At 51.2% G+C, this 15601-nt stretch carries 14 protein-coding genes; 4 read left to right on the top strand and 10 right to left on the bottom strand.

The genetic code is table 11. The features are described from left to right. Window positions 1-39 precede the first annotated feature (39 nt). The gene (gene yfbR, locus AC2A06_RS05425; protein WP_484379606.1) at window positions 40-639 is read left to right on the top strand and encodes a 5'-deoxynucleotidase; all 600 of its coding nucleotides are present in this window, start codon (window positions 40-42) and stop codon (window positions 637-639) included. Between the two features lie 75 nt (window positions 640-714). On the opposite strand, the gene AC2A06_RS05420 is transcribed toward yfbR, so the two are convergent. The 4 genes from AC2A06_RS05420 to yfbV form a co-directional block, all read right to left on the bottom strand. Continuing rightward, on the bottom strand, window positions 715-2547 hold the full coding sequence (locus AC2A06_RS05420) for an SLC13 family permease (RefSeq protein ID WP_484379605.1): 1833 nt from the start codon (window positions 2545-2547) through the stop codon (window positions 715-717). 245 nt (window positions 2548-2792) lie between these two features. After that, window positions 2793-3449, bottom strand: a complete 657-nt coding sequence (locus AC2A06_RS05415; protein WP_484379604.1) for a sugar phosphatase — start codon at window positions 3447-3449, stop codon at window positions 2793-2795. A gap of 21 nt (window positions 3450-3470) precedes the next feature. Continuing rightward, window positions 3471-3965 (bottom strand): YfbU family protein, encoded by a 495-nt coding sequence (locus AC2A06_RS05410; RefSeq protein WP_023491554.1) that lies wholly within the window; start codon window positions 3963-3965, stop codon window positions 3471-3473. A gap of 155 nt (window positions 3966-4120) precedes the next feature. Continuing rightward, window positions 4121-4576 carry a terminus macrodomain insulation protein YfbV gene (gene yfbV / locus AC2A06_RS05405; protein WP_023491553.1) on the bottom strand — a complete coding sequence of 152 codons (456 nt, stop codon included), beginning with the start codon at window positions 4574-4576 and terminating at the stop codon, window positions 4121-4123. Between the two features lie 401 nt (window positions 4577-4977). Between yfbV and ackA the strand changes: the two genes are divergently transcribed. Both ackA and pta read left to right on the top strand, forming a co-directional pair. Beyond that, window positions 4978-6180, top strand: coding sequence for an acetate kinase (gene ackA / locus AC2A06_RS05400; protein WP_484379603.1), 1203 nt, complete (start codon window positions 4978-4980; stop codon window positions 6178-6180). A gap of 152 nt (window positions 6181-6332) precedes the next feature. Continuing rightward, window positions 6333-8492, top strand: coding sequence for a phosphate acetyltransferase (gene pta, locus AC2A06_RS05395; protein WP_484379602.1), 2160 nt, complete (start codon window positions 6333-6335; stop codon window positions 8490-8492). A gap of 162 nt (window positions 8493-8654) precedes the next feature. Here pta and antC read toward each other — a convergent pair whose 3' ends face one another. The 6 genes from antC to AC2A06_RS05365 form a co-directional block, all read right to left on the bottom strand. Then, complete coding sequence (gene antC / locus AC2A06_RS05390; RefSeq protein ID WP_023491550.1) at window positions 8655-9668, bottom strand: anthranilate 1,2-dioxygenase electron transfer component AntC; 1014 nt, start codon at window positions 9666-9668, stop codon at window positions 8655-8657. 107 nt (window positions 9669-9775) lie between these two features. Beyond that, window positions 9776-10279, bottom strand: coding sequence for an anthranilate 1,2-dioxygenase small subunit (antB, locus tag AC2A06_RS05385; protein WP_484379601.1), 504 nt, complete (start codon window positions 10277-10279; stop codon window positions 9776-9778). Between the two features lie 34 nt (window positions 10280-10313). Continuing rightward, complete coding sequence (gene antA / locus AC2A06_RS05380) at window positions 10314-11699, bottom strand: anthranilate 1,2-dioxygenase large subunit (protein ID WP_484379600.1); 1386 nt, start codon at window positions 11697-11699, stop codon at window positions 10314-10316. A 300-nt stretch (window positions 11700-11999) separates the two neighbouring features. After that, window positions 12000-12920 carry a catechol 1,2-dioxygenase gene (gene catA, locus AC2A06_RS05375; protein ID WP_484379599.1) on the bottom strand — a complete coding sequence of 307 codons (921 nt, stop codon included), beginning with the start codon at window positions 12918-12920 and terminating at the stop codon, window positions 12000-12002. A 165-nt stretch (window positions 12921-13085) separates the two neighbouring features. After that, window positions 13086-13376, bottom strand: a complete 291-nt coding sequence (gene catC, locus AC2A06_RS05370) for a muconolactone Delta-isomerase (protein ID WP_023491546.1) — start codon at window positions 13374-13376, stop codon at window positions 13086-13088. 24 nt (window positions 13377-13400) lie between these two features. Continuing rightward, a complete protein-coding gene (locus AC2A06_RS05365; RefSeq protein WP_484379598.1) occupies window positions 13401-14513 on the bottom strand; it encodes a muconate/chloromuconate family cycloisomerase in 1113 nt (370 codons plus the stop codon). A gap of 162 nt (window positions 14514-14675) precedes the next feature. On the opposite strand from AC2A06_RS05365, the gene AC2A06_RS05360 reads away from it, so the two are divergent. Continuing rightward, window positions 14676-15593 (top strand): LysR substrate-binding domain-containing protein, encoded by a 918-nt coding sequence (locus AC2A06_RS05360; protein ID WP_484379597.1) that lies wholly within the window; start codon window positions 14676-14678, stop codon window positions 15591-15593. Window positions 15594-15601: the final 8 nt, after the last annotated feature.

The following is a 15601-nucleotide window of genomic DNA, read 5'->3' as shown; positions in this document are numbered from 1 at the left end:
CTGCCTGTTGTTGTCATATCGCTGTAGAAAGAGAGCACCATGAACCAGAGTCATTTCTTTGCTCACCTGTCCCGTTTGAAACTGATTAGCCGCTGGCCGTTAATGCGCAACGTGCGTACTGAAAACGTTTCTGAACACAGCCTGCAGGTTGCGTTTGTCGCCCATGCGCTGGCAGTGATCAAGAATCGGAAATTTAATGGCAACCTGAATGCAGAACGCGTGGCACTGCTGGCGATGTACCACGATGTCAGCGAAGTGTTGACCGGGGATATGCCCACCCCGATTAAATATTACAACCCGCAAATTGCCCACGAATACAAAAAAATAGAGAAAGTGGCCCAACAAAAATTGCTTGAGATGATCCCAGCGGAGTTACAAAGCGATTTCCGTCCAATCCTTGATGAAAATTATTACAGCGAAGATGAGAAGCTGATCGTCAAGCAGGCAGATGCGTTATGTGCCTTCGTTAAATGTCTGGAAGAGTTATCGGCCGGTAATAATGAATTCAAGCTGGCTAAAGCGCGCCTGGAAAAAACACTCCAGCTACGCCATAGCCCAGAAATGGACTATTTTATGACGGTGTTTATTCCCAGTTTCAGCTTGTCACTGGATGAAATCAGCATCGATACACCGTTATAACCGACCTGTTTTCGTCACCACGCCAACTCAAGTGCCCCAGCCGCCTGGTCATCTACGCGTCTGGGGCTATTTTGTCTAAAACGCATATAGCCAAGGAATAACGATCAGACTGACCATCATCACCAGTACGGTAAAAGGCACGCCTATTTTGACAAAATCACCAAATTTGTAATTCCCTGGTCCTAATACCAGCGTATTGACCGGAGAGGACACAGGGGTCATAAAAGCGGCAGAAGCGGCAATAGCGATAACCAAGGCAAATGGATAAGGCGAGACGCCCATCTTTTGAGCGGCGGCTATCGCAATGGGTGCCATCAATACCGCCGTCGCGGTGTTAGAGATAAATAACCCAATCACTGAGCACAAGACAAATAGGCAAGCCAGCATCACGCGGGGCCCGGCATCACCGGCAATATCCATCAGACCGCGTACAATCAGATCAACACCACCGGTTTTCTGCAATGCTTGGGCAAAGGGCATCATACCGACAATTAAAATAAGGCTCGGCCAATGGATGGCCTTATAGGCACTCTCCATATCGATACAACGAAATGCCCCCAACAACAGGCAGGCAATCAATGCCGCTATTGGATTCGGGATCTCTTTGGTCAGCATCATCGCCACCATCAGCGCCAGGCAGAACAACGCGTGTGGGGCTTGATTGATTGCTGGTGCCACCTCATCAACTTCTGCCGGTAGATTCAACACCATAAAGTCATGGTTTTCAGCCTGTAACTGACGAATGGCCTTCCAATCACCGATGACCAACAGAATATCCCCCAACTCGATCGGGATATTAGCCAACTGACCTTTCAACGTTTCACCGTTACGACGAATGCCCACCACGTTGAGGTCGTAACGGCGACGAAAGCCGACATCACGTAAACTTTTCCCCAGCAGCGCCGAATTGGGAATTAAGGAAACCTCTGCCATCCCGACGTTGCGTGACTGCTCAGAGAAATATTCGCCACGCAATACCATCGGTTCCAATAGTTGTTCTCGGCAGAACTGGCGTAAATCGATATCGTCATCAAATATATCGATCAACAAGACATCCCCTTCTCGCAGTTCTGTGTTGGCAAAAGCGCTGACCATCACCCGACGAAAGCGCCGCCAACGCTCAATGCCAATCACATTGGCACTGTAGCGAACACGGAGGTGCAACTCATCCAGCGAACAACCAATCAACGGTGAACCACTGCGGATCGCCAAACGGCGTGCCCGACCAGCCAGTTTATAGTCGCGGATCAAATCACGGAAGGTCCGGCGCTGCCAGTCAACGTTGGCGTTAATACCGCGATTGTCCACTAACCAGCGCCGTGCCACCAACATGTATCCCACTCCCAAAACCAAAACCAGTACACCAATCGGTGTCACCGCAAAGAAACCAAAACCCTCTATTCCCTCACGTACCAGTTCACTATTGACCACCATATTGGGCGGTGTAGCAACTAACGTCATCATGCCACTGATCAAACCAGCAAAGCTTAACGGCATCATCAACCGCCCTGGAGAGATCTTCATACGCCCAGCGACACTGAGCACCACAGGAATAAAAATCGCTACCACGCCCGTCGAACTCATGATGGCCCCAAGCCCGGCAACACAGAGCATCAGCAAAACCAACATTTTGGTTTCACTGCTGCCCGCGACTTTCACCAGCCAATCACCCACTTGGTAAACCACACCAGTACGTACCAAACCCTCCCCCACTACAAACAGGGCTGCAATCAAAATCACATTGGGATCACTAAAACCGGTTGTTGCTTCCTGCAAGGTCAAAGTACCACTTAGCACAAAAGCAATAATGACCAGTAACGCCACGACATCCATGCGCAACTTGTTGGTAGTAAACAGCACTATGGCTGCCAGCAGTAACATCAAAACCCAAAGTAATTCGCCGTTCACAACAACCTCTCCAGTTAGTGGTACAGGCCAGAAAAACAGGTGGGAGACTCAGGTACGGGCCCAATCATGCAGCCCGCACCTGTCGTTTGAATCGCTATTGTTTGAAACGCTATATTGTTTGAATCGCTATATAGTTTGAATCGCGATATATAGTTTGGAACGCTATATAAGTTTGAAACGTTGTCGTTTAAAGCGTGGTTGATGAGTAACCCTGCGGCTAATCATCAGAAAGAAAAAGAGTGTGCTTAAGCCACAACTTCAATGCGCCCCCCCTCTGGCGTCTTGCTCACCCGGATTTGGGTCAACGAAGAGAGGATTAGATTAACCTGATCCAATTTGGGCGTATCGGCAGGGGCATTGACGGCTATCACCTGGCAACCCGCTGCCAGCCCGGATAAAATCCCTGCGGGAGCATCCTCCACCACCACACAGGACTCAGGTGCCAAACCTAAACTTGCCGCACCTAACAGATAGGCATCTGGCTGCGGTTTACCCCGCTGGACCCGTTCACAGGTTATAAACACCTCAGGATGCGGTAACCCGCCAGCAATACGGCGCGCAGTGGCCACCGGAATGGAGCCAGAAGTCACTATCGCCCAAGGAATACCCATATCGGTAAGCCCTTCCAGCAGCACTTTGGCTCCCGGCAAGGCCACCACCCCTTGCGTATCCTGTGATTCTATCTGCTCCAACAGGACAAACTCATGTTCCAGTTCGGCTTCCGTGGCATTGGGCATAAAATGGCGCAGCGAGGTTATCGCTTGTTTTCCGTGGATAAAATCCAATACCTGTTGCTCATTAATATCATGACGCTTGGCCCAATGGATCCAAGCCCGCTCCACTGCTGGCAATGAATCGACTAACGTTCCATCAAGATCGAACAGAAACCCCTTACACTCCACGGCAAACCCCATTAAGTTTGATCAAGCATTGATAATTTGCGTAATTTCAACCGCGCTTAAATGATACTGACGTGGGCACGATAACCAGATTGCCAGCATACGCTGGTACTTTTCCCACATTTTAGTCTGAGAATTAAAGCCGTGACTGCCGCAATCAAAATGCGTATATCGCCCTTCGGTATTCACCAAGAAACGGACATAACTCAGAAAACGTGCTTCGGTCGCCGCATCAAAACCCAGGAAAGCCAGACGACGTTCATCTATCCCTTGACGCTCCTTGAGGTTTTCCCACGATACCTGCAGTGCATGGTGCATTTCCATAATATTGATGATGGTACGGCACACTTCCTCACTCATTTCACCGAAGTCTCGATCCAGCTCACGCATTTGCAAGCCAAAACCGCGCTCAATAATGGTCTGCAAGCGGCGATAACGTTCTGCATTATCGGGATCAAGCATAGTCATCATCTTGTATTGATTTGATAAAATCAAACGTTGGGCGTTAGTCATTTCCATTTTATAGTCCTCATTACTACACATTGACACTGCATATTGATGAAAGCATCGCATACTGAGTTAGGGTGTGGAATCACAACCGGGCCTTTTTTTGATTTGACCGGGGTTATCGAAGGGTAGCCTGGGGAAAAGCCGGAGCAACTCCCCTGAACGGTTTAAAGATCATCGAGAAAAGTTTGGTCCAATTGATTGAAGGCACGCTTGAGCACCTCCGCCAATGCCTGATAGGTTGGCGTCCCCTCCACTGGGGCCACAGCTTGCCCGGCCTCCACCAGTTTGTTACGCAGATCAAAGAACCACTGTAATAAAGTGGGCGGCAGAGGCGTAACTGAACGGCGACCCAACCACCATAGCCCTTGCATTGGCAAGCTACAGGCAAACAGCGCAGTCGCAATGGCCGGGCCGAGTTGACCACCCAGGGCAATTTGCCAAGTGAGCGAAAATATCGCCAATGGCGGCATAAAACGCACCGCAAAACGCGTTGCCTTCGCCACGCGATTTTCAGGGAATACCGGCGCCAAACGTTTGTCTGATGGCCAGGTTTTCATGTAATGCTGTCCACGCTGGAAAATCTGGAACCAGCTTAACGAACCGGGGGGTTTGCTTGTCATGCCAATCTCAACTTTATGTACAAAAAATAAAATAATCCTATAAAAACACCAACAAAAAAGTTGAAGCTTTAAATTTATTTTGTATTTATAGCTGGCTATCGGTATCTTATGCCAATAATAGATGATATGAGATCCGCCAGCTTTTTGCTCTGTTCTCTGTCATTTTACAAGGCGCCTCCTGATTGGCGGCAACTTGCATGCGATTGGAATGCAGAGCCGGGTAATTTAATCACCGGATAATCAACACCTTATTCATCATCATGGCCTTTCTGTCACTGACATGATGTTAATCATAAATGTCAAAGCCATTATGCGCTACGCTTGATGAGTAGTTGACATTTTATTCACCACGTGTATTGGACTTTTTAATACCAACACCAACAATTTAAGTAGGTACTTCCATGTCGAGTAAGCTAGTACTGGTTCTTAACTGCGGCAGTTCTTCTCTGAAATTCGCCATTATTGATGCCATCAACGGTGAAGAACACCTCTCTGGTCTGGCCGAGTGTTTCCATCTTCCTGAGGCCCGCATTAAATGGAAAATGGATGGCAGCAAACAAGAAGCGGCACTGGGTGCTGGGGCTGCGCACAGCGAAGCGCTGCACTTCATCGTTAATACTATTCTGGCACAAAAACCTGAGCTTTCCGCCCAATTGGTCGCCATCGGTCACCGCATTGTTCACGGTGGCGAGAAGTTCACCGCCTCTGCCGTTATCAACGACGAAGTGCTACAGGGTATCAAAGATGCCGTCCCTTTTGCACCACTGCATAACCCTGCCCATCTGATCGGTATTGCAGAAGCGTTAAAATCTTTCCCTGATCTGGCGGATAAAAACGTTGCCGTCTTCGACACCGCTTTCCATCAGACGATGCCTGAAGAATCCTATCTGTATGCCCTGCCGTACAATTTATATCGCGAGCATGGCGTTCGCCGTTACGGTGCACACGGCACCAGCCACTTCTACGTCACACAAGAAGCGGCAAAAGTCCTGAACAAACCGGTTGAAGAAGTGAATCTCATTACCTGTCATCTGGGCAATGGCGGTTCTGTTACTGCGGTTCGCAACGGTCAATCTGTCGATACCTCTATGGGCTTGACCCCACTGGAAGGTTTGGTCATGGGTACCCGCAGTGGTGATATCGACCCGGCCATCATCTTCCATCTGCACGATGCTATGGGGATGAGCATTGACGAGATCAACAAGATGCTGACCAAAGAGTCAGGTCTGCTGGGCCTCACTGAAGTCACCAGTGACTGCCGTTATGTAGAAGATAACTACGAAACCAAAGCCGATGCCAAACGTGCTATGGATGTCTACTGCCACCGTCTGGCCAAGTATATCGGCGCTTATTGTGCTCTGATGGATGGCCGCCTGGATGCCGTTATCTTCACTGGTGGTATCGGTGAAAACGCTGCCATGGTCCGTGAAATGGCCCTCGACAAACTGGGCCTGCTCGGTTTTGAGATTGACCATGATCGCAACCTGGCTGCTCGTTTCGGTAAATCGGGTAATATCACTAAAGATGGCAGCCGCTTGGCGCTGGTGATCCCAACCAACGAAGAGTTGGTCATCGCGCAAGATGCGTTCCGTCTAACCCATTAAGGTTCTTCACACCGTCAGCTTAGGCTGACGGTGTTGTTTTAGAGCCCATATATGGTTTTAGACCCAAATATGTTTTAGAGCCGCATATTGTTTTAGAGCCACATTTTGTCTGCGCCCCGTTGCAGGCTATAAACCGTGAAGAGGACTATTCTGTGTCACGTACAATTATGTTGATCCCAACCGGCACCAGCGTTGGTTTGACCAGCGTCAGCCTGGGTGTTATCCGCGCCATGGAGCAGAAAGGCGTTCGTCTGAGCGTATTCAAACCGATTGCCCAGCCACGCAGCGGCGGCGACACTCTTGACCAGACGACGGCGATCATCCGCAGTAACTCCACCATTCCGGCAGCAGAACCGCTGCGCATGAGTTATGTGGAAGGTCTACTGAGTTCCAACCAGCAAGATGTGTTGATGGAAGAGATCGTGGCCCGTTACCACGCGAACACCAAAGATGCAGAAGTGGTGCTGATCGAAGGCCTGGTTCCCACCCGTAAGCATCAGTTCGCCAATGCGCTGAACTATGAAATTGCCAAAACGCTGAATGCCGAAATCGTCTTTGTTCTGGCACTGGGCAATGACTCCCCGGCACAACTGACCGAGCGTATTGAACTGGCCCGTACCAGTTTTGGCGGCAGCAAGAACAAAAACATTACCGGTGTGATCATTAACAAATTAAACGCTCCGGTGGATGATCAGGGCCGTACACGCCCAGACCTGTCTGAAATTTTTGATGACTCAAGCAAAGCCAGTGTGGCTAATATTGACCCTGCGGTGTTGTTTGCCAACAGCCCCCTGCCGGTTTTAGGCTGCGTACCTTGGAGCTTTGATCTGATCGCCACCCGTGCTATCGATATGGCTCACCACCTGAAAGCTTGTGTGGTTAACAAAGGCGACATCATGACCCGCCGGGTCAAATCCGTCACCTTCTGTGCGCGCAGTATCCCGCATATGCTGGAGCACTTCCGCCCGGGTTCTCTGCTGGTCACCTCAGCCGACCGTCCTGATGTTCTGGTTGCCGCTTGTCTGGCCGCCATGAACGGGGTGGAAATCGGTGCTATTTTGCTCACCGGTGGCTACCAGATCGAAGCCTCAATTAACAAACTGTGTGAACGAGCCTTTGAAACCGGCTTGCCGGTCTTTATGGTTGATACCAACACCTGGCAAACGTCACTCAGCCTGCAAAGCTTCAACCTTGAAGTGCCGGCAGATGACCATCAACGTATCGAAAAAGTGCAAAACTATGTGGCAAGCCACATCAGCAATGAATGGATCGATTCGTTGACCGCAGCGTCAGAGCGTTCACGTCGCCTGTCGCCACCAGCGTTCCGTTACCAACTGACTGAACTGGCACGCAATGCAGGCAAACGTATCGTGCTGCCAGAAGGCGACGAGCCACGTACCGTGAAAGCCGCTGCTATTTGTGCCGAACGTGGTATTGCCGAATGTGTGCTGCTGGGTAATCCAGAAGATATTAAGCGCGTTGCGGCAGCGCAAGGCGTTGAATTGGGTAAAGGCATCGAGATTGTCGACCCAGTCGCGGTGCGCGAACTCTACGTACCACGTCTGGTTGAACTGCGTAAGAGTAAAGGGATGACCGAAGTGGTTGCCCGCGAGCAACTGGAAGATAATGTGGTTCTGGGTACGCTGATGCTGGAGAAAGGTGAGGTTGATGGCCTGGTTTCCGGTGCAGTCCACACCACCGCCAATACCATCCGCCCACCTTTGCAGTTGATCAAAACTGCACCGGGCAGTTCACTGGTGTCTTCAGTATTCTTTATGCTGTTACCGGATCAAGTACTGGTTTATGGCGACTGTGCCATCAACCCAGACCCAACGGCTGAACAGTTGTCAGAAATCGCTATTCAGTCTGCTGATTCGGCGGCGGCATTTGGTATCGACCCACGTGTAGCGATGATCTCTTACTCTACCGGTAACTCCGGTGCTGGCAGCGATGTGGATAAAGTGCGTGAAGCCACGCGTTTGGCACAAGAAAAACGCCCAGACCTGATCATTGATGGCCCACTGCAGTACGATGCGGCGATCATGGCGGATGTGGCTCAGTCCAAAGCACCTAACTCACCGGTTGCGGGTCAAGCCACGGTGTTTATCTTCCCTGATCTGAACACCGGTAACACCACTTACAAAGCGGTACAGCGCTCTGCTGATCTGGTGTCCATCGGGCCAATGCTGCAAGGGATGCGTAAACCAGTAAACGACTTGTCCCGCGGTGCGCTGGTTGACGATATTGTCTATACCGTAGCACTGACGGCAATTCAGTCTGCTCAGGCGGATGCGCAAGCAGCCAAAGCCTAAGCACCTTGTCAGCTCCAGGCACACCTAGCCTGGAGCTGACTGTTTGCTGTTCTCCCCCTAATTTCTACTCATGCTCCATGTATTTTCGCACCCGCATCATCACCATCACCATCACCAAAAATAATCCCCGCCCAAAAGCAAAAAAATGGCACTGCTAAGGTCTTAACTGGAAATAAAGCGCTCGAAATAGACCTTATGCTCGGCAATGGGGTGAGCCGACAACCAGTTACTGGCCGCTTCAATCATCGGTGGAGGCCCGCATAAATAGGCATCAAAGGGTTGTTGCAGTTGATGTTCTTCTAGCGCATCCGTCACCCAGCCCTTTTTACCTTGCCACTCGGCGCCCGGAGTGGCGACCACCACCTGATAGCTAAAATGATCAAGCTGTTCCACCAGCGCATCGAGTCGTTGCAACTCACTGATTTCACTCTCGCGATTAACACCATAGTAAAGCCGGATCGGCGGGTAACTCCCCCCCTTCTCTGCCAGACTCTCCAGCATGCTGAGAAACGCGGATAACCCGGTGCCGCCTGCAATAAACAGCAGTGGGCGCGTTACCTCACGCAGATAAAATGCACCAAACGGAGCGGTAAAGTTAATGCTCTCCCCCACCTGACAACCCGAGCGTAGATAGTCACTCATCAATCCGCTCGGCAACAAGCGGATCAAAAAGCGCACCCGGCCTGATTGGACACTACCACTGGCATAAGAGTAAGCGCGGCTTTCCCCACTGCCAGGCACCTCAATACGTGCGTACTGCCCGGGCAGATAGTGCAATTCAGCTTCCCCTGGCTCCAGAGTAATTTCCAGCGTTGCTACGGTATCCGAGAGCAACGCTAACGCGCTCACTCGCCCACGGTAGCTCTGCTGGGCAAGATGACAAATGCTGGAGTCGATATCAAAATAGAAAGTCCCAGATGACTTCAACCTTGTCTGGCAGGCCAGCATATGCCCTTGTTCAAGCTCGTGAGCACTCAGCGCTTCATCATCGACATACTCCATTTCGATGCTGCCCGCTTCACATACCCCACGGCAGGTGGCGCACACCCCTTCACGGCAATCCAGGGGGAGCTGGATCCCGTGACGAAAAGCGGCATCCAGCAGGGTTTCACTCGGCTCAACCTGGATAAATTGCGTAAGCCCATCGCGAAAAATAATGGCTGCGCTGTGAGTCATGATTGCTCCTGTTTTAATACGGTTGATGTTTATACGGTTAATGTTAATACGGTTGGCGTCAAGACGGCTAGTCGTCGCGGTGGTCATCGCCACCGCGCTGTAGCCAATCAGAGATGGTAAAAATCCAGCACTGAGTCAATTTTGTCATTCAGCACCAGGACGTGTTTCCGCGTGATTTTTAGTTGTTGGTCTTGCCAAAGCAGATGGTAAGTCGCTCGGCCAAAAAAATGGCGGCTTTCTCCAAAGCGGTAATAATGAGTCAACCAGTTGACATGGATAACCTGTTGCCCCTGCTGTTCAGGCTGGCATCGGACGTTATTAATCAAATGTAACGTGCGTGGCATTGGCGTACAGGCGGCGGACTTACCCGTACGGATACGAAATACCCGATCCTCCAAGCCTGCACGGTTGGCATAATAGATCAACGACATTTCCCGTCGCGGATCCTGGGTATATTCATGCTCACTGCGCCACTGAGGAACATGAAACTCAACATTTTCTGCAAAGTAACTGAGGTAGCGATCCCAATCCTGATTATCGCAAGCCTCAGCCATCTGGTATAAAAATTGCTCGACGGCATATTGCCGTTGCTCAGGTGTCATATTCTGCATGATGTCTCTCCGTCATCGCGGGCTAATCGCCGATTCAGCAGGCCGCCTGTATTTTTTTCTTTAATCCCGCGAGCATCATCTGCTGCCATGCGCGGTGCTGGTTGACATACAATCCTTCATGGGTAATTTCGACACCGGTGATCGCTGGCGAGATCTGCAAAATCTCACTGTGCCGCGTCGGACCATATTGCCAATGCTGGTGACCACGTGAAATATCGTTCCACAGCGTGCTTCGGGCCTCAAAACCCCGCTGCTGCTCACGGAACTCCACCAGGTCGTCTGGCGTCCCCATGCCTGAAACGTTGAAGAAATCCTCAAACTGGCGAATACGGCTTTCGCGATCGCTGTCTGACTCCCCTTTAACCCCGAGACACAAGCTGATCACTTCGGTTTTGTTCCAACTCACCGGGCGAATAATGCGCAGTTGAGAACTGATCTGATCCATAAAAAACAGACTGGGGTAAATATTAAGGTTACGCAGACGATGCATGGTCCACTGAGCACGTTCCTGCGGGTATTTATCCAGTAGTTTCGGCATGATACGGCGATAACCGGGGCGCACATCGGCGGCATTGGGCATATCACTGAACAACAGGCCATGGCCTTGTTTGAACGAGAACCAGCCATCGTCAGTGTCTTTATCCCCGGCCCCCAACTTGCTGTAATCCAGTGTGTTATCGCTGGCGCCATTGCGCTGGATATTCAACTCGCGCCGATGGGCGACCGTCGAAACATAGTTATAGTGAACGGTGCTGACGTGATAACCATCCAGCCCATTCTCATTCTGTAATTTCCAGTTACCGGGATAGGTGTAGGTTGACATGCCAGGCAACACCTCAAGTTCGGCGGTGTCTGACTGTTCCAGCATCATGTCGAAGAACAGCCGGGTATCCCCCAGAAACTCGTCTAAACTCTGTTCGGACTCATTATCCAGATTGATAAAAACAAAACCTCGGTAGCTGGCAATACGTGCCTGTTTTAAACCGTGCTGGCTTTTATCAAAATCACTGCCATATTCCGCTGGTGCTTTCACTTTCGCCAAGGCACCATCGGATTTATAGCACCAGGCATGAAATGGGCAGGTAAATGTACTCTGATTCCCTTGGCAAACACGGGTCAATGTCGCCCCTCGATGCTGGCAGGTATTCGCCAGAGCATGCAGCTCCCCTTTGCCATCTCGGGTGACCAGCATCGGCTGTCGGCCCGCTTGCACCGTAATAAAATCATGGGGGTTGGGGATCTGGCTTTCGTGACAGGCGAAAATCCACTGCTTCTCAAAAATCAGCTCCATTTCCAACTCAAACAACGCCTGGTTGGTAAACATCGATCGAGCAATCCGATAGACCCCCTCTTGCGGGCGAAAATCGAGGCTATTCTCAATCACCTGTTGCCAGTTTTGTAATTCTTGTGGTGTGCTCACATCAATACTCCTGTTATACCTTGGGTACCTGGCCTCTGACTGGTCCCCTGCCACCCCAGGTAGCTGATAGTTACCCGCCGCCATTCAAGCTGTCGCAGTGTTGTCTGCATGACTCGGGCCCATCTGGGCCTCGCTCCTTTGCAGCCAGCGCAAACGTGGTTCACAACGTCATGCGTTTTGTCCTGCAACATATCTGAATCTGGGTATCGTAAAATGGTGAGGAGAGGCGTTGTCCCGGTTGAGAACAACGCAATGTTAAGCTGGCTCCATTGCCTCAGCGCGAGACAGTGAACAGCCTGATCAAGCCTTGGCGCGTTTGCGCTCAACGTTAGCTTCCGGTGCAGCCGCACGCTCTTTATGCAACGTAAAGTTAAAATCGATGGAGGCAAAAGGCTGGCTGAGTTGCTTACGGTCTAGCTGCTCCGCTGCAGAGATCTTTTTCACCTGTGGTACCAGTCCTTCACGGCTCGCAAAGGCAAAGTCATCCCACAGATACTCGTCACCGTCGATATTGATCTGGGTAGTCAGTTTGCGATAACCATCGGCATAGACGAAAAAGTGGATATGCGCAGGGCGGCGACCGTGGCGGCCCAGTAAGTTCAGCAACTGCTGAGTGGTACCCTCCGGTGGACAGCCATAGCCACGGGGTACAATACTGCGGAACTGATAATTGCCTTCGCTATCGGTGATAATGGTGCGACGCAAGTTGAACGCCGATTGGCTCTTGTCGAAGAATGAATAATTGCCCATCAGGTTGGCATGCCAAACCTCTACAGTGGCACCAGGCAACGGTGTGCCATTAGCATCCAATACCTTCCCCTGCATAAACAGCACTTCACCTTCGGCACTCTCTTTACCATCATCCAGGCGTGCGAAACCTTGGCAAACCGGCGCACCAGCCACGTACAACGGCCCTTCGATGGTGCGTGGTGTACCGCCGGTCAGGCCGACTCTCGCTTCAGCCTCATCGGCGCGAATATCAATGAAACGTTCAAGTCCCAACCCAGCGGCCAGTAACCCCATTTCATGGCTGGCACCGGTTTGTGCCATATACTCCAACCCTTTCCAGATCTCACTGGGCTGAAGATCCAGATCCTCAATCGCTTTAAACAGGTCACTGACTAAACGTACCGTCACCTGTTGAACACGTGGATCCACTTCGCCTTTTGCAGTGTCAACAATAAAGCTGTTGACCAAGGTATCGATTTCATTGTGCGTCATGTCATTGCTCCGTATTGATATTGGCAGTAAAAAATTACTGAGCCGAGGGGGTACATTCCTGCGGCTGTTTTTTTTGGTTTAACGGTTTTCTTTTTTATTCTCCCCGGCAGTATTTCCCTGCCAGGGAACAGCGACATAAACTGGGGTAATGGCTATTAGAATGGCTTAGCGGTCATCCTCTCTGATCGAAGAGGGATGGCGACACAAAGGCATTACCTGAATCGTCATGTAAGGAAATAGGGGTAATTGCGACAGCAGTTGATGCAGTTCATCAATACTGCTGACATCAAACAGGCTAATGTTGGAATAGTGACCTGCAATACGCCACAGGTGACGCCACTGTCCACTGGCCTGCAGGGCTTGTGATTGAGCCTTCTCCGTCGCCTTCAGTGCCGCGGCCTCTGCCTCCGGCATGGTGGCTGGCAAGTTCACATCCATTTTCACGTGAAATAACATAGCGGGTGTCCTTGGTAGCAGATTCTATCGGGGGCGGCGTAGAGCAGCCAGCTTGTCACGGTCAATCTCAATGCCCAAGCCTGGACCAGTGGGCACGTGCAACATGAAATCACGGTAGACCAGGGGTTCTGTCAGGATATCTTCCGTCAGCAATAATGGGCCAAACAGTTCGCTGCCCAGCTTCAACTCACTGAAAGTGGCAAATAGATGAGCTGAAGCGGCGGTGCCTATTGCCCCCTCCAGCATAGTGCCACCATAGAGGTCGATCCCCGCCTGGCTGGCGATATCGGCAACCTGCCTCGCCTGAGTTAACCCACCGGACTGGGTGATTTTTACCGAGAACACATCGGCACCAGCACGAGAGGCTAATTCAAATGCGTCCTGTGGTCCTTTTAGCACTTCATCAGCCATGATCGGCACCGTAAAACGCCGGGCCAAACGGGCCATACCTTCACGGTTTTCAGCCTTGATTGGCTGTTCTATTAAATCGATGCCCCCCGCTTCCAGTGCCGCAATGCCTTGTTCCGCATCCCGCTCGCTCCAGGCCTGATTAACATCAACACGCACACTCACCGCATCGCCCAATGCGCGCTTGATAGCCAGCACATGTTTGACATCATCCTCTACCGCACGCAGGCCAATCTTGAGCTTAAAAATACGGTGGCGGCGCAAATCCAACATTTTCTCTGCTTCAGCGATGTCTTTTTGGGTATCACCACTCGCCAATGTCCAGGCGACTGGCAAGGCATCGCGGACCCGCCCCCCTAACAGTTCACTGAGTGGAATATTCAACCGCCGCGCTTGTGCATCCAACAGGGCGGTTTCCAACGCGCACTTGGCAAAGCGATTCCCTTGAATCGACTTACGCAGCCTGGCCATAACCTTGGCTACCTGGCTCGCTTCCATCCCCACCAGCATCGGAGCCAGATAGGTATCAATGTTCACCTTGACACTTTCCGGGCTCTCTTCGCCGTAGCTCAGGCCACCGATAGTGGTCGCCTCCCCCCAGCCTTCAATGCCGTCTTCACACAACACCCGGACCAGGACCAAGGTCTGCACATTGACCGTGGCCATCGACAGACGGTGAGGACGGATGGCGGGTACATCCAACAATAGGGTTTCAATCGTTTTAATCATATTTTTACGGTATCAAGTAGATATATTCAGGTTGTATATGACCATATAACCAGCTTATGCTGGCCGTCTAACACCGATTTAGCATCAACTTGATACCTTAAAGGTATAATTCTAGGGCGGGTGTAATTCGAGGACGGATGTCATTCTAGGAAAGGGATAGTTATGGAACTGCGCCATTTACGTTATTTTGTCGCCGTCGCGGAAGAGTTGAATTTCAGTCGTGCGGCAGAACGGCTACATATCAGCCAGCCGCCGCTAAGTCGGCAGATTCAGCAGTTGGAAGAGGATCTGGGGGTCTCGCTGTTTGAACGGGGTTTCCGTCCACTGAAGCTGACCGAGGCTGGCCGTTTTTTTTACCGCCATGCATTACAATTCCTGGCGCAAAGCGTTGAACTCAAGTCAATGACCCAACGTGTTGGTCAGCTCGAACGATCGCTGTCGATCGGTTTTGTTGCCTCAACGCTATATGGCATTTTGCCGCGCCTGATCCGTCGTTTTCGCACCCAATACCCAGAAGTCGCCATGAGTCTGAAAGAAATGACCACCATGGAGCAGATCCAGGCACTGAAAATGGGCGAGATCGATGTCGGGTTTGGCCGTATCCGCTATGAGGATGCCAACGTGCGCCGCGTAGTGCTGCGGGATGAAATCTTAATGGCCGCCATGGCTGCCGACCATCCTCTGGCCCAAAGAGCTCAATTGACGTTACGCAACCTGCAAGCAGAAACCCTGATTGTTTACCCGCAAACTCCGCGACCCAGTTTTGCCGACCAGGTGTTGGCCACCTTCCGTGATCGTGCACTTGAACCTGCCAGGATCATGGAGGTACGTGAGCTGCAGGTGGCTTTAGGATTGGTCGCCGCCGGGGAAGGTATCACCTTGGTTCCCCAGTGCCTGCACAGCTTGAAACGCCAGGATGTGGTCTATAAGACGCTAAATGAGCAATACCTGGTCTCCCCCATTATCATGAGCACCCGCTTGCTGGATGAATCGGATGATATCAAGACCCTGTTGAAAATGATCTACAGCCTGTATGAAGAAGAAGGCATTAGCTATATTAAACCCGCGCCATTACCCTGAGCCCGTTG

The sequence above is a fragment of the Serratia sp. HNCC26DJ244 genome (genome assembly GCF_057180565.1).
This window is presented reverse-complemented; position numbering and strand designations above follow the sequence as displayed.

Coding starts and splice junctions, on each gene's coding strand:
- yfbR (WP_484379606.1), top strand. CDS start 40: ATGAACCAGAGTCATTTCTTTGCTCACCTGTCCCGTTTGAAACTGATT.
- AC2A06_RS05410 (WP_023491554.1), bottom strand. CDS start 3,965: ATGGAAATGACTAACGCCCAACGTTTGATTTTATCAAATCAATACAAG.
- yfbV (WP_023491553.1), bottom strand. CDS start 4,576: ATGACAAGCAAACCCCCCGGTTCGTTAAGCTGGTTCCAGATTTTCCAG.
- ackA (WP_484379603.1), top strand. CDS start 4,978: ATGTCGAGTAAGCTAGTACTGGTTCTTAACTGCGGCAGTTCTTCTCTG.
- antC (WP_023491550.1), bottom strand. CDS start 9,668: ATGACTCACAGCGCAGCCATTATTTTTCGCGATGGGCTTACGCAATTT.
- antB (WP_484379601.1), bottom strand. CDS start 10,279: ATGCAGAATATGACACCTGAGCAACGGCAATATGCCGTCGAGCAATTT.
- catA (WP_484379599.1), bottom strand. CDS start 12,920: ATGACGCACAATGAAATCGATACCTTGGTCAACAGCTTTATTGTTGAC.
- catC (WP_023491546.1), bottom strand. CDS start 13,376: ATGTTATTTCACGTGAAAATGGATGTGAACTTGCCAGCCACCATGCCG.
- AC2A06_RS05365 (WP_484379598.1), bottom strand. CDS start 14,513: ATGATTAAAACGATTGAAACCCTATTGTTGGATGTACCCGCCATCCGT.
- AC2A06_RS05360 (WP_484379597.1), top strand. CDS start 14,676: ATGGAACTGCGCCATTTACGTTATTTTGTCGCCGTCGCGGAAGAGTTG.